The organism is Pseudoxanthomonas koreensis (genome assembly GCF_041890415.1).
In the GTDB taxonomy this organism is placed as follows: Bacteria; Pseudomonadota; Gammaproteobacteria; order Xanthomonadales; family Xanthomonadaceae; genus Pseudoxanthomonas; species Pseudoxanthomonas koreensis_A.
In genome coordinates this window covers 701,498-714,695 of the sequence record NZ_CP169056.1, presented here as the reverse complement: position 1 = coordinate 714,695, position 13,198 = coordinate 701,498, and the positions used below count along the sequence as shown (strand labels likewise).

Here is a 13,198-nt window from a genome sequence, read left to right as displayed (position 1 = left end):
TGTACGGCTTGGGCCGCTTATGGTTGTGGGCTGTCGCGGTGAAGCGTCACGCCCCCGCAGAAGGAGGACGGCGCCCGGCGCCACCTGCGCCGGCAGGCCCGGCCCGCCGCAGCGGGCCCGGGGGAATCAGAACTGCAGGCCCGCTTCGCGGGCGGCGTCGGCCAGCGCCTTGATGCGGCCGTGGTAGCGGTAGCCCGAGCGGTCGAAAGCGACCTTCTCGATGCCTGCCGCCTTGGCCCGCTCGGCGAGGATCCGGCCGACCTTGGCGGCGGCGTCCACGTTGTTGCGGCTCTTCAGGCCGTCCTTGACGTCGGCCTGGAGGGTGTTGGCGGCCGCGATGACCTTGTCGCCATCGGCAGTGAACAGCTGGGCGTACAGGTGCTGGCCCGTGCGCAGCACGGACAGGCGCGGCACGCCGAGCTTGCGGATGTGGGCGCGGGTGGAGCGGGCGCGGCGCAGACGGGCGTCGTTCTTGATGCTCATGTGTTTTGACCTCGTGGAAGCTGAAGGATGGTCCGGGCCCCTGCCCTGGATTGCGGCCGCGGTGGCCGGATTCCGTGGAAGGACCCGCGTACGCTTACGCCTTCTTGGCTTCCTTGCGGATGATGACTTCGTCGGAATACTTCACGCCCTTGCCCTTGTACGGCTCCGGCGGGCGGAAGGCGCGGATCTTGGCCGCCACTTCACCGACGCGCTGCTTGTCGGCGCCCTGCACCAGGATTTCGGTCTGGGTCGGGGTCGCCAGGGTGATGCCTTCCGGCGCCTCGAACACCACCGGGTGCGAGAAGCCCAGGGACAGGCTCAGGTCCTTGCCCTGCATGGCGGCACGGTAACCCACGCCGACCAGCTCCAGCTTGCGCTCGAAGCCCTCCGACACACCCTTGACCATGTTGGCCAGGATCGAGCGGACGGTGCCGGTGAGGGGGACCAGCGACGGGTCGTTGGCGGACAGGACGGCGCTGCCGTCCTCGATGGCGATCTGCACGCCGGCCGGCTTGGCCAGGGTCAAGGCGCCCTTCGGGCCCTTGGCGCTGACGCTGTCGTCCTGGATGTTCAGTTCCACACCCTTGGGCAGGGCGATCGGCTGCTTGGCTACGCGGGACATGGTCGTCGTACTCCTTCGATTAGGCCACGTAGCACAGGACTTCGCCGCCCACGCCGGCGCTGCGCGCCTGCTTGTCGGTCATGATGCCCTGGGAGGTGGAAATGATGGCCACGCCGAGACCGCCGAGGACCTTGGGCAGCTCGCTCTTGCCGCGATACAGGCGCAGGCCGGAGCGCGAGGCGCGCTTGAGCTGGTCGATGACCGGACGGCCTTCGAAGTACTTCAGCACGATCTCCAGCTCGGACTTGTTGTTCTCGACCGGGACGACGCGCAGGTCGGCGATGTAGCCCTCGTCCTTGAGGACGTTGGCAATCGCAACCTTGATCTTGGAAGACGGCAGCTTCACCGTGGGCTTGCCAACTGCGGCCGCATTCTTGATGCGGACCAGCATGTCGGCGATGGGATCAGTCATGCTCATGAGTGGTTCCTTGAGTGCACCGATATCCGCTTTCGCGAAATCTGGATTGTTCCCGGGAGGGGCCGGGGCCCTGTGCGCCGCCCGATTGGCCGGGGCAAGCGCGGAATCATAGCAGACAACCCGGCCCTTGGGGGGCCGGCTCGTCGACAACACGGGCCAGACGGCGGACCGTCCGGCCGTACTTTTACCAGCTGGCCTTGCGCAGGCCCGGCACGTCGCCGCGCATGGTGGCCTCGCGCAGCTTGTTGCGGCCCAGGCCGAACTTGCGGTAGACGCCACGCGGACGGCCGGACAGCTCGCAGCGGTTGCGCAGGCGGCTGGGCGAGGAATCGCGCGGCAGCTTGGCAAGCTTGGTCGCCGCTTCGATCTTTTCGTCGTACGAAGCGGTCGGCGAGGAAACGACCTTCTTCAGCGCGTCGCGCTTGGCCGCGTACTTCTTGGCCAGCTTCGCCCGCTTCAGGTCGCGGTTGACCATGGAGGTCTTTGCCATTCTGAATTCCTTGTTATCTCAGTTCCGGAACGGGAACTTGAACGCCTCGAGCAGCGCCTTGGCTTCGGCGTCGGTCTTGGCAGTGGTGGTGATGGCGATATCCATGCCGCGGGTCGCATCGATCGCGTCGAAGTCGATCTCCGGGAAGATGATCTGCTCCTTCACGCCCATGTTGAAGTTGCCACGGCCGTCGAACGAGCGCGCAGACACGCCACGGAAGTCGCGCACGCGCGGCAGCGAGACGTTGATCAGGCGATCCAGGAACTCGAACATCTGGGCCCGGCGCAGGGTCACCTTGCAGCCGATCGGCCAGCCGTCGCGGATCTTGAACGAAGCCACCGAAACCCGGGACTTGGTGGTCACAGGCTTCTGGCCGGAGATCTTCGCCATGTCGGCCACGGCATTCTCCAGCACCTTCTTGTTGGCCGCAGCCTCGCCCACGCCCATGTTGAGCGTGATCTTGACGAACCGGGGCACCTGCATCGGGTTGCTGTAGCCGAACTTCTCCATGAGAGCCGGCACAACCTGTTCCTTGTAGATATTTTCAAGCCGCGTGGTCATTGCTTCATTCCTCAGGCGTCGAGCGCCTCACCACTGGAGCGGAACACACGCAATTTGCGTCCATCCTCCAGGACCTTGTAGCCGATGCGCTCGCCCTTGCCGGAGGCAGGGTTGAGCGGCATTACGTTGGAAATGTGGATCGAGGCTTCACGCTCGACCACGCCGCCGGCGATGCCCGCCTGCGGGTTCGGCTTGGTGTGCCGCTTGACCAGGTTGGCGTTGGATACGATCACGCGATCGCCATCCACGCGCACAACTTCGCCCTGCTTGCCCTTGTCCTTGCCGGTGGTGACGACCACCTGGTCGCCCTTCTTGATACGGTTTGCCATGTCTGCTTTCCTCCGCTCAGAGCACTTCAGGCGCGAGCGAAACGATCTTCATGAACTTCTCGGAACGCAGCTCACGGGTCACCGGTCCGAAGATACGGGTGCCAATCGGCTCCTGCTTGTTGTTCAGCAGGACAGCGGCGTTGCCGTCGAAGCGGATCAGCGAGCCGTCAGCGCGACGCACGCCCTTGCGGGTACGGACCACGACGGCGTCGTAGACTTCGCCCTTCTTGACCTTGCCGCGCGGAATGGCGTCCTTGACGGTCACCTTGATGATGTCGCCAATGCCCGCATAGCGGCGCTTGGAGCCGCCGAGCACCTTGATGCACATCAGTTCCTTGGCGCCGGAGTTGTCGGCGGCGTCGAGGTAGCTCTGCATCTGGATCATGATTCAGATCTCCCTTAGTCGGCCGCGCGGGTGACGACTTCAACCACGCGCCAGTTCTTGGTCTTGGACAGCGGCGCGATTTCGGTCACGCGCACCACGTCGCCCTCGTTGCAGCTGTTGTCGGCATCGTGGGCGTGCAGCTTGGTCGAGCGCCTGATGTACTTGCCGTACAGGGCATGCTTGACCTGACGCTCGACCAGTACGGTCACCGTCTTGTCCATCTTGTTGCTGACGACCCGGCCTTCGACCGTGCGCAGCTGCTTGTTGTTGTTCTCGCTCATCGCTGCGATCCCTTACTTGTTGCTGCCGAGCAGGGTCTTCACGCGCGCGATTTCGCGGCGCACCCGGCGGGTTTCGTGGGTCTTCGTCAGCTGACCGGTCACCCGCTGCATGCGCAGGGAGAACTGCTCCTTGCGCAGGTCCAGCAGATGAGCCTTGAGCTCGTTGGCCGACTTCTCACGGAGTTCGTTGTTCGTAGCCATTAGCGCACCGTGCGGGTCACGAAGGTGGTGGTGACCGAGAGCTTGGCCGCCGCCAGACGGAAGGCCTCGCGCGCGGTATCTTCCGGCACGCCCTCGATTTCATAGATCATGCGGCCCGGCTGGATCTGGGCGACCCAGTACTCCACGCCACCCTTGCCCGAGCCCATGCGGACCTCGATGGGCTTCTGGGTGATCGGCTTGTCCGGGAACACGCGGATCCACATCTTGCCGCCACGCTTGACGTAGCGGCTGATGGTGCGGCGCGCGGCCTCGATCTGGCGCGCGGTCAGGCGGCCGTGGGCGGTGGCCTTCAGGCCGAACTCGCCGAACGACACGGCATTCGCGCTCCAGCTCAGGCCTTCGTTACGGCCCTTGAACTGCTTGCGGAACTTGGTTCGCTTGGGTTGCAACATCGCCGTTACCTCGCTTCACGTGCAGGACGGGACGGGCGGTCGCGGTCACCGCGCTCGGGGCGCGACGAAGCCTCTTCCTGCTTTTCCTGTCCAACCTGGGCGAAGTCGAAGATCTCGCCCTTGTAAACCCATACCTTGATGCCGATCACGCCGTAGGTGGTGTGCGCCTCGGCAAAGCCGTAGTCGATGTCCGCGCGCAGGGTGTGCAGCGGCACACGGCCCTCTCGGTACCACTCCGAACGGGCGATCTCGGCGCCGTTGAGGCGACCGGCCACGTTGACCTTGATGCCCAGGGCGCCCAGGCGCATCGCGTTGCCCACGGCGCGCTTCATCGCGCGGCGGAACATGATGCGGCGCTCAAGCTGCTGGGCGATCGACTCGGCCACCAACTGCGCGTCCAGTTCGGGCTTGCGCACTTCGGTCACGTTGATGTGCGCCGGAACGCCCATCATCGCGCTCACTTCCTTGCGCAGCTTCTCGATGTCCTCACCGCGCTTGCCGATCACCACACCCGGGCGGGCCGTGTGGATGGTGACGCGCGCCGTCTTGGCCGGACGCTCGATCATGATCTTGCTGATCCCGGCCTGGGCCAGCTTCTTGCGCAGCATCTCGCGCACCTTCAGGTCGGCCGCAAGGTACTCGGCGTACTGCCGCTTCCCCGCGTACCACTTGGAGTTCCAGTCCTTGGCGATGCCCAGACGGATGCCGGTGGGATGAACTTTGTGACCCATATTACTTGCCCTCTCCCACGACGACGGTGATGTGGCTGGTCCGCTTGAGGATGCGGGTGCCGCGGCCCTTCGCTCGCGCCATGAAGCGCTTCAGGGTCGGGCCCTCGTCGACCATGATGGTCTTGACCTTCAGCGCGTCGACGTCGGCGCCCTGGTTGTTCTCGGCATTGGCAATGGCCGACTCGACCACCTTCTTGATCAGGTGGGCAGCCTTCTTGTCGGAGAACTTCAGCAGGTTGACCGCACGCTCGGCCGGCAGGCCGCGCACCTGGTCAGCAACCAGGCGGGCCTTCTGCGGGGAGATGCGCACGGTGCGCAGGATGGCTTTCGCTTCCATGGTCATCTCTCCTTACTTCGACTTCTTGTCGCCACCGTGACCCTTGAAGGTCCGGGTGACGGCAAACTCGCCAAGCTTGTGGCCGACCATGTTCTCGTTGACGAGCACAGGAACGTGGTTCTTGCCGTTGTGCACGGCGATCGTGAAACCCACCATGTCGGGCAGGATCATGGAACGGCGCGACCAGGTCTTGATCGGGCGCCTGCTGCCGCCGGCGGCCTCCACCTTCTTGATCAGGTGGTGATCGACGAACGGGCCTTTCTTGAGGGAACGTGGCATGGTCGATTAGCCCCTACGATCACGAACGATGAATTGCTGGGTGCGCTTGTTGTTGCGCGTCTTGTAACCCTTGGTCGGCACGCCCCACGGGGTGACCGGGTGCGGGTTGCCCTGGCCGGCCTTGGCCTCGCCACCACCGTGCGGGTGGTCCACCGGGTTCATGGCGGCGCCGCGGACGGTGGGCTTGATGCCGCGCCAACGGTTGGCGCCGGCCTTGCCCAGCTTCTGCAGGCTGTGCTCGTCATTGCTGACTTCGCCGATGGTGGCCCGGCACTCGGCAGGAACCTTGCGCATCTCACCCGAACGCAGGCGCAGGGTCGCGTAACCCTGCTCGCGGGCAACCAACTGCACCGCAGCGCCAGCGGCGCGTGCGACCTGCGCACCCTTGCCCGGCTTGAGCTCGATGCAATGCACCGTCGTACCGACCGGGATGTTGCGCAGCGGCAGGGTGTTGCCGGCCTTGATCGGGGCGTCCGAGCTGGCGATCACCTGGTCGCCGGCCTTCAGCCCCTTGGGCGCGATGATGTAGCGGCGCTCGCCGTCGGCATAGCACAGCAGGGCGATGTGCGCGGTGCGGTTCGGGTCGTATTCGATCCGCTCCACACGCGCCACGATCCCTTCCTTGTTGCGCTTGAAGTCGATCAGACGGTAGTGCTGCTTGTGGCCACCACCCATGTGCCGGGTGGTGATGCGGCCGTGGTGGTTGCGGCCGCCGGACTTGCTCTGCTTTTCAACCAGCGGCGCGTGCGGTGCACCCTTGTGCAGCTCGGGCGTGACCACGCGGACCGCAGAACGGCGGCCGGCGGAAGTGGGCTTGAATTTCATCAATGGCATGGGATTACCCTCAGGCCTTGGCGGACACGTCGATGCTCTGGCCGTCGGCCAGGCGCACGTACGCCTTACGCCAGTCGCCACGGCGGCCGGCACGGGAACGGAAGGACTTGCTCTTGCCCTTCACATTGACGACGTTGACCGCCTCGACCTTTACGTCGAACAGCTGTTCCACGGCAGCCTTGACGTCGGCCTTGGTGGCGTCGTTCGAAACTTCGAACACGTACTGGTTGTTGAGCTCCTGCAGGCGCGCGGTCTTTTCAGACACGCGCGGAGCAAGCAGGACGCTGAAAACCTTCTCGTTGGTGCTCATGCCAGCCACTCCTCGATCTTCTTGACCGCATCGGCGGTGATCAGCACGGAATCGGCGCCGACCAGGGTGACCGGGTCCAGCCCCTGGACGTCGCGGACCTGCACATAGGGCAGGTTGCGCGCCGACAGGAACAGGTTCTCCGAGGCCTCCTCGGTGACGATCAGCGGACGGTTGCCCAGCTCCAGGCTTGACAGCTTCTCGACCAGGCCCTTGGTCTTGGCCGAATCGACCTCGAACGCATCGACGACCTTGAGCCGGCCCTGGCGGTTGAGCTCGGACAGGATCGAGCTGATCGCGGCGCGGTACTGCTTGCGGTTGACCTTCTGCGCGAAGCTGCGCGGCTTGGCCGCGAAGGTCACGCCGCCGCCGACGAAGATCGGAGCGGTCAGGGCGCCGTGACGGGCACCGCCACCCTTCTGCTTCTTCGACTTCTTGGTCGTGCCGCTGACTTCGGACCGGGTCTTCTGCGCCTTGGTGCCAGCGCGACCGGCGTTGCGGAATGCGACCACGACCTGGTGGACCAGGTCTTCGCTGAAATCGCGGCCGAACACTTCGTCGGAAACCGACAGTTTGTTGGCGCTACCCGTAATGGTGAGTTCCATCGTGCTTCTCCTTACGCCTTGCTCGCCGGACGCACGATCACGTCGCCACCCGGAGCACCGGGCACGGCGCCGCGAACAGCGATCAGGCCGCGCTCGGCATCGACGCGAACCACTTCGAGGTTCTGCGTGCTCTGCACCTCGGCACCCATGTGGCCGGACATCTTCTTACCCGGGAACACGCGGCCCGGTGTCTGCCGCTGGCCGATCGAACCCGGCGAACGATGCGACAGCGAGTTGCCGTGGGTGGCATCACCCATGGTGAAGTTGTGGCGCTTGATCGTGCCCTGGAAGCCCTTGCCCTTGGTCACGCCCTGGACGTCCACGATCTGGCCGACCTCGAAGATATCGGCCTTGATCTCGCCACCAACGGCGAAATCCCCGATCTTCTCGTCGGCGACGCGGAACTCCCACAGGCCACGACCCGCTTCGACCTTGGCCTTGGCGTAATGCCCGGCCAGCGGCTTGTTGACCAGCGCGGCGCGGCGGGTGCCGGCGGCGACCTGGACAGCGCTGTAGCCATCGACCTCGACGGTCTTGACCTGGGTGATGCGGTTCGGGGTGGCTTCGATCAGGGTCACCGGGATGGAACGACCGTCCTCGGTGAACACCCGGCTCATGCCGGCCTTGCGGCCGACCAGACCCAACGAATATTTCTTCGTCATGTCGGCTGTCCTCAGGCGAGCTTGATCTGGACGTCGACGCCAGCCGCGAGCTCGAGCTTCATCAGCGCGTCCACGGTCTTGTCGTTGGGGTCGACGATATCGAGCACGCGCTTGTGCGTGCGGGTCTCGTACTGGTCACGCGCATCCTTGTCGGCATGCGGGGAGACGAGAATGGTGTAGCGCTCGATCTTGGTCGGCAGCGGAATCGGGCCACGCACCTGCGCGCCGGTCCTCTTCGCTGTCTCGACGATCTCGCTGGCCGAACGATCGATCAGACGATGATCGTACGCCTTGAGCCGAATCCGGATCTTTTGGTCCGCCATGACGGAGTTCCTTCGTTATAAAGAGCGACGGGCGCGGCCTCTGGGATGCCTGCCCCGAATGGTCCATTTGGTCTGCCTGGCGCCGTGACCGGCCGGCAGGCGGGGCGACGCGGCCCCAAAAGCGCGGGCAGACCAGCTAGCCGGCCTGCCCAGACGGAAAAGTATAGAACGCGTAAACGGCGCGGTCAACAGCCATTCGGCTGTTTCCGCGCATTTGTCACGCGAACCTTCCCTGTCCGGCGAACACGAGGCACTTCCTGTGCCTCTTTTCGCTTTGAGCCCCCGCCCGCCCAGGCCGGCGGGGGCCGGTAAATCGGGTATTACTTGATGATCTTGGCCACCACGCCGGCGCCGACGGTACGGCCGCCTTCGCGGATCGCGAAGCGCAGGCCTTCGTCCATCGCCACCGGGTTGATCAGCGACACCGCCATCTTCACGTTGTCGCCCGGCATCACCATCTCCACGCCCTCCGGCAGCTCGCAGGCGCCGGTGATGTCGGTGGTGCGGAAGTAGAACTGCGGACGGTAGCCCTTGAAGAACGGCGTGTGACGGCCACCCTCGTCCTTGCTCAGCACGTACACCTCGGCCTCGAAGTCCGTGTGCGGCTTGATCGAACCCGGCTTGCACAGCACCTGGCCGCGCTCCACGTCGTCACGCTTGGTGCCGCGCAGCAGCAGGCCCGCGTTGTCGCCCGCCTGACCCTGGTCCAGCAGCTTGCGGAACATCTCAACGCCCGTCACCGTGCTCTTGGCCGTCGGACGGATGCCCACGATCTCCACTTCGTCGCCCACCTTGATGATCCCGCGCTCGATGCGCCCGGTCACCACCGTGCCGCGACCCGAAATGGAGAACACGTCCTCCACCGGCATCAGGAACGCCTTGTCCACGTCGCGCTCCGGCGTCGGGATGTAGGTGTCCAGCGCCTCCACCAGCTGCAGGATCGCCGGCACGCCAATCTCGGACTGGTCGCCTTCCAGCGCCTTGAGCGCCGAACCCTTCACGATCGGGGTGTCGTCGCCCGGGAAGTCGTACTTGCTCAGCAGCTCGCGTACTTCCATCTCCACCAGCTCCAGCAGCTCGGCGTCGTCCACCATGTCCGCCTTGTTCAGGAAGACAACGATGTACGGCACGCCCACCTGGCGGGCCAGCAGGATGTGCTCGCGCGTCTGCGGCATCGGGCCGTCAGCGGCCGAACACACCAGGATCGCGCCGTCCATCTGCGCAGCACCGGTGATCATGTTCTTCACGTAGTCGGCGTGACCCGGGCAGTCCACGTGCGCGTAGTGGCGCGTCGGGGACTCGTACTCCACGTGCGAGGTCGAGATCGTGATGCCACGCGCCTTCTCTTCCGGCGCCATGTCGATCTGGTCGTACGCCTTGAACTCGCCGCCAAAACGCTCAGCGCCGATCTTCGTCAGCGCCGCCGTCAGCGTCGTCTTGCCGTGGTCAACGTGACCGATCGTGCCCACGTTCACGTGGGGCTTGGTGCGCTCGAACTTACCCTTGGCCATGGTTTGCTACCTCAGTGATTCGTGATGCGTGGTTGATGGTTGGCGACCGTGCAGCCGGATCCGCGAATGATGCGGACCCGGGGACGGATCACGCCTTCTTGATGACGGTCTCGGCGATGTTGTTCGGCGCTTCTTCGTAATGGTCGAACTCCATCGAGAAGGTCGCCCGGCCCTGGCTCATCGAGCGCAGCGACGTGGCGTAACCGAACATTTCGCCCAGCGGGATCATCGCGTTGACGATCTTGCCCGAGGGGCTGTCATCCTGGCCCTGGAGCACGCCGCGGCGGCGGCTCACGTCGCCCATCACGTCACCGATGTAATCCTCGGGGCTGACGATCTCGACCTTCATGATCGGCTCGAGCAGCACCGGGCGCGCCTTGGCGAAGCCCTGCTTGAACGCCATCGAGGCGGCAAGCTTGAACGCCATTTCCGACGAGTCGACGTCGTGGTACGAACCGAACACCAGCTTGGCCTTCACGCCCACCACCGGGAAGCCGGCAAGCGGGCCGCTGGTGATCGTCTCGCGCATGCCCTTCTCGACCGACGGGATGAACTCCTTCGGGATCACGCCACCGGTGATCTCGTTGAGGAACAGGAAGTCGTCCTTGATGTCGGTCGCGTACTTCTCGCGGTCCTCTGCGGTGATCGGCGACATCTCGATGACCACATGGCCGTACTGGCCCTTGCCGCCGGACTGCTTGGCGTGCTTGTAGTCGGACTTCACGTCGGTGGCGCGGATGGTCTCGCGGTAGGCCACCTGCGGCTTGCCGACATTGGCCTCCACGTTGAACTCGCGCCGCATGCGGTCGACGATGATGTCCAGGTGCAGCTCACCCATGCCGGAGATGATCGTCTGGCCGGATTCCTCGTCGGTACGGACACGGAACGAGGGATCTTCCTGGGCCAGGCGGCTCAGCGCGTTGCCCATCTTTTCCTGGTCGGACTTGGTCTTGGGCTCGACAGCCATCGAGATCACCGGCTCCGGGAACGCCATGCGCTCCAGGATGATCGGGGCGTCCTGCGAGCACAGGGTGTCACCGGTGGTGACATCCTTCAGGCCCACCGCCGCGGCGATGTCGCCGGCCAGCACTTCCTTGATCTCGTCACGGTTGTTGGAGTGCATCTGCAGCAGGCGGCCGATGCGCTCCTTCTTGCCCTTGATCGAGTTCAGCACCTGGTCGCCGGCATTGAGCTTGCCCGAGTACACCCGGAAGAAGGTCAGCGAGCCCACGAACGGGTCGGTCATGATCTTGAACGCCAACGCCGAGAACGGCGCGCTGTCGCTCGACTCGCGCAGCAGCTCCTTGCTCTCGTCATCGACGTCGACGCCCTTGATCGCCGGCACGTCGACCGGGGACGGCAGCAGCTTGACGACGCCGTCGAGCATCGCCTGCACGCCCTTGTTCTTGAATGCAGTGCCGCAGAACATCGGCACGATTTCGGTCTTCAGGGTGCGATCGCGCAGGCCCTTGACGATATCGTCCTCCGAGAGGTCACCCTCTTCGAGGTACTTGTTCATCAGCTCTTCGCTGGCCTCAGCGGCGGACTCGACCATGAAGGCACGGTCTTCCGTCGCCTTGGCCTGCAGCTCCGCCGGGATGTCGCGGTACTCGAAGGTCAAGCCCTGGGACGCGGTATCCCAATGGATCGCCTTCATCTTGAGCAGGTCGATCACGCCCTCGAAGCCGTCCTCGGCGCCGATCGGCACCTGCATCGGCACCGGCGACGCACCAAGGCGGGACTTCAGCTGGTCACGGACCTTGTAGAAGTTGGCGCCGGTGCGGTCCATCTTGTTGACGAACGCGATGCGCGGCACGTGGTACTTGTTGGCCTGGCGCCACACCGTCTCCGACTGCGGCTGCACGCCGCCAACCGCGCACAGCACGAACACCGCGCCGTCGAGCACGCGCAGCGAACGCTCCACCTCGATGGTGAAGTCCACGTGCCCGGGGGTGTCGATGATGTTGAAGCGGTGTTCGGGAAGGGACTTGTCCATGCCCGTCCAGAACGCGGTGGTGGCAGCCGACTGGATCGTGATGCCACGCTCCTGCTCCTGCTCCATCCAGTCCATGGTGGCGGCACCGTCATGCACCTCGCCGAGCTTGTGGCTCTTGCCGGTGTAGAACAGGATGCGCTCGGACGTGGTGGTCTTGCCGGCATCGATGTGGGCCATGATGCCGAAATTGCGATAACGTTCGATGGGAGTGGTGCGGGCCACGGTGAGCCTCTCGTTTGCTTTGACTTTGTGGATGACGGAGCGGCGCGTGGCGCCAGCTTCCGCAGTAGGGCCAAGCGCGCCTGGGCGCGCTGCCCGTGCCGGTCAGGCGGGCCCCGGCGGGGCCCGGCCCGTTACCAGCGGTAGTGCGCGAAGGCCCGGTTGGCCTCGGCCATGCGGTGGGTTTCTTCGCGCTTCTTGATGGCTGCACCGCGGCTTTCGGAGGCGTCCATCAGCTCGCCGGCCAGCTTGCGGGCCATCGAGCTCTCGCCGCGCTTGCGGGCCGAATCGATCACCCAGCGCATGGCCAGGGCCAGGCGGCGGGAGGTGCGCACTTCAACCGGCACCTGGTAGGTCGCGCCACCGACACGGCGGGACTTCACCTCGACGGCCGGAGCCACGTTGTCCAGCGCCTTCTGCACCAGCTCGATGGCATTGGGGTTCTTTTCGCCGATGACGTCCATCGCGTCGTACACGATGTTCTCGGCGATCGACTTCTTGCCGCTCTTCATCACCATGTTGATGAAGCGGGCGATGGTCTCGCTCCCGTGCTTGGGATCGGGGAGGACGGCACGCTGTGGGGTGGAACCTTTACGGGACATGTCGTTCTTCCTCGATTAGCTCTTCGGGCGCTTGGCGCCGTACTTGGAACGCGCCTGGCGGCGCTTGGTCACGCCGGCGGCATCCAGCGAGCCGCGCACGGTGTGGTAGCGCACGCCCGGCAGGTCCTTGACGCGGCCGCCGCGGATCAGCACCACGCTGTGCTCCTGCAGGTTGTGGCCTTCGCCGCCGATGTACGAGATCACCTCGTAACCGTTGGTCAGCCGCACCTTGGCAACCTTGCGCAGGGCCGAGTTGGGCTTCTTGGGGGTGGTGGTGTACACGCGCGTGCACACACCGCGGCGCTGCGGGCACTTCTCGAGCGCCGGCGAGGCACTCTTGTAGGTCGCCGCCTGCCGCGACTTGCGGACCAGCTGGTTGATCGTCGCCATTCTTAAGGTTCTTCTGCTTGGGGCCCGCGTTGGTGCCGGGGCCGGTACGTGAAAACGACGGCAGGCCGAAGGACGGCCTGCCGAGACAGGAAAGTATAGCGGCCGGCGCAAAACTGCGTCAACCGACCTGCCATCCCTGGATCTGGCAGCCGGACCGCCCGCGGGGGCGGCACCGGCAGCCGGTGAAGGCATCCCTGCCTGCACGGCTCACGGGTCCAT

The 13,198-nt window shown here is 65.1% G+C and carries 22 protein-coding genes; all 22 read right to left on the bottom strand.

The genetic code is table 11. The features are described from left to right. Positions 1-126: 126 nt before the first annotated feature. Positions 127-483, bottom strand: a complete 357-nt coding sequence (gene rplR, locus ACEJ41_RS03335; protein WP_374013379.1) for a 50S ribosomal protein L18 — start codon at positions 481-483, stop codon at positions 127-129. 94 nt (positions 484-577) lie between these two features. Next, positions 578-1,105 carry a 50S ribosomal protein L6 gene (gene rplF / locus ACEJ41_RS03330; protein ID WP_374013378.1) on the bottom strand — a complete coding sequence of 176 codons (528 nt, stop codon included), beginning with the start codon at positions 1,103-1,105 and terminating at the stop codon, positions 578-580. 19 nt (positions 1,106-1,124) lie between these two features. Then, entirely contained in the window at positions 1,125-1,523 is a 399-nt protein-coding gene (gene rpsH, locus ACEJ41_RS03325) for a 30S ribosomal protein S8 (RefSeq protein ID WP_374013377.1), read from the bottom strand. 184 nt (positions 1,524-1,707) lie between these two features. Next, positions 1,708-2,013: a 30S ribosomal protein S14 gene (rpsN, locus tag ACEJ41_RS03320; RefSeq protein ID WP_374013376.1), complete on the bottom strand. Its 306-nt coding sequence runs from the start codon at positions 2,011-2,013 to the stop codon at positions 1,708-1,710. Positions 2,014-2,031: 18 nt separating this feature from the next. Further along, positions 2,032-2,574 carry a 50S ribosomal protein L5 gene (rplE, locus tag ACEJ41_RS03315; RefSeq protein WP_374013375.1) on the bottom strand — a complete coding sequence of 181 codons (543 nt, stop codon included), beginning with the start codon at positions 2,572-2,574 and terminating at the stop codon, positions 2,032-2,034. A gap of 11 nt (positions 2,575-2,585) precedes the next feature. Beyond that, entirely contained in the window at positions 2,586-2,903 is a 318-nt protein-coding gene (gene rplX, locus ACEJ41_RS03310) for a 50S ribosomal protein L24 (protein ID WP_374013374.1), read from the bottom strand. Between the two features lie 16 nt (positions 2,904-2,919). After that, positions 2,920-3,288: a 50S ribosomal protein L14 gene (gene rplN, locus ACEJ41_RS03305; protein WP_014161372.1), complete on the bottom strand. Its 369-nt coding sequence runs from the start codon at positions 3,286-3,288 to the stop codon at positions 2,920-2,922. Positions 3,289-3,302: 14 nt separating this feature from the next. Then, complete coding sequence (rpsQ, locus tag ACEJ41_RS03300) at positions 3,303-3,569, bottom strand: 30S ribosomal protein S17 (protein ID WP_374013373.1); 267 nt, start codon at positions 3,567-3,569, stop codon at positions 3,303-3,305. 12 nt (positions 3,570-3,581) lie between these two features. After that, the gene (gene rpmC / locus ACEJ41_RS03295; protein WP_374013372.1) at positions 3,582-3,770 is read right to left on the bottom strand and encodes a 50S ribosomal protein L29; all 189 of its coding nucleotides are present in this window, start codon (positions 3,768-3,770) and stop codon (positions 3,582-3,584) included. Beyond that, the gene (gene rplP, locus ACEJ41_RS03290) at positions 3,770-4,183 is read right to left on the bottom strand and encodes a 50S ribosomal protein L16 (RefSeq protein WP_374013371.1); all 414 of its coding nucleotides are present in this window, start codon (positions 4,181-4,183) and stop codon (positions 3,770-3,772) included. Before rplP ends, rpmC begins: the two co-directional genes overlap by 1 nt. A 5-nt stretch (positions 4,184-4,188) precedes the next feature. Continuing rightward, positions 4,189-4,914 (bottom strand): 30S ribosomal protein S3, encoded by a 726-nt coding sequence (gene rpsC, locus ACEJ41_RS03285; RefSeq protein WP_374013370.1) that lies wholly within the window; start codon positions 4,912-4,914, stop codon positions 4,189-4,191. 1 nt (position 4,915) lies between these two features. After that, positions 4,916-5,251 (bottom strand): 50S ribosomal protein L22, encoded by a 336-nt coding sequence (gene rplV, locus ACEJ41_RS03280; RefSeq protein WP_374013368.1) that lies wholly within the window; start codon positions 5,249-5,251, stop codon positions 4,916-4,918. A 12-nt stretch (positions 5,252-5,263) separates the two neighbouring features. Next, complete coding sequence (gene rpsS, locus ACEJ41_RS03275; RefSeq protein ID WP_374013367.1) at positions 5,264-5,530, bottom strand: 30S ribosomal protein S19; 267 nt, start codon at positions 5,528-5,530, stop codon at positions 5,264-5,266. A gap of 6 nt (positions 5,531-5,536) precedes the next feature. After that, positions 5,537-6,364 (bottom strand): 50S ribosomal protein L2, encoded by an 828-nt coding sequence (gene rplB, locus ACEJ41_RS03270; protein WP_374013366.1) that lies wholly within the window; start codon positions 6,362-6,364, stop codon positions 5,537-5,539. A 10-nt stretch (positions 6,365-6,374) separates the two neighbouring features. After that, on the bottom strand, positions 6,375-6,674 hold the full coding sequence (gene rplW, locus ACEJ41_RS03265) for a 50S ribosomal protein L23 (protein WP_374013365.1): 300 nt from the start codon (positions 6,672-6,674) through the stop codon (positions 6,375-6,377). Continuing rightward, positions 6,671-7,276 carry a 50S ribosomal protein L4 gene (gene rplD / locus ACEJ41_RS03260; RefSeq protein WP_374013364.1) on the bottom strand — a complete coding sequence of 202 codons (606 nt, stop codon included), beginning with the start codon at positions 7,274-7,276 and terminating at the stop codon, positions 6,671-6,673. Before rplD ends, rplW begins: the two co-directional genes overlap by 4 nt. 11 nt (positions 7,277-7,287) lie before the next feature. Next, positions 7,288-7,938, bottom strand: a complete 651-nt coding sequence (rplC, locus tag ACEJ41_RS03255) for a 50S ribosomal protein L3 (protein WP_374013363.1) — start codon at positions 7,936-7,938, stop codon at positions 7,288-7,290. Between the two features lie 11 nt (positions 7,939-7,949). Further along, positions 7,950-8,261, bottom strand: a complete 312-nt coding sequence (rpsJ, locus tag ACEJ41_RS03250; protein ID WP_374013362.1) for a 30S ribosomal protein S10 — start codon at positions 8,259-8,261, stop codon at positions 7,950-7,952. Positions 8,262-8,581: 320 nt separating this feature from the next. Next, positions 8,582-9,772 carry an elongation factor Tu gene (tuf, locus tag ACEJ41_RS03245; RefSeq protein WP_374013361.1) on the bottom strand — a complete coding sequence of 397 codons (1,191 nt, stop codon included), beginning with the start codon at positions 9,770-9,772 and terminating at the stop codon, positions 8,582-8,584. Positions 9,773-9,860: 88 nt separating this feature from the next. After that, positions 9,861-11,990: an elongation factor G gene (gene fusA / locus ACEJ41_RS03240; RefSeq protein WP_374013360.1), complete on the bottom strand. Its 2,130-nt coding sequence runs from the start codon at positions 11,988-11,990 to the stop codon at positions 9,861-9,863. A gap of 131 nt (positions 11,991-12,121) precedes the next feature. Beyond that, the gene (gene rpsG / locus ACEJ41_RS03235) at positions 12,122-12,589 is read right to left on the bottom strand and encodes a 30S ribosomal protein S7 (protein WP_374013359.1); all 468 of its coding nucleotides are present in this window, start codon (positions 12,587-12,589) and stop codon (positions 12,122-12,124) included. A gap of 15 nt (positions 12,590-12,604) precedes the next feature. Then, positions 12,605-12,979 carry a 30S ribosomal protein S12 gene (rpsL, locus tag ACEJ41_RS03230; protein WP_374013358.1) on the bottom strand — a complete coding sequence of 125 codons (375 nt, stop codon included), beginning with the start codon at positions 12,977-12,979 and terminating at the stop codon, positions 12,605-12,607. Between the last annotated feature and the right edge of the window lie 219 nt (positions 12,980-13,198).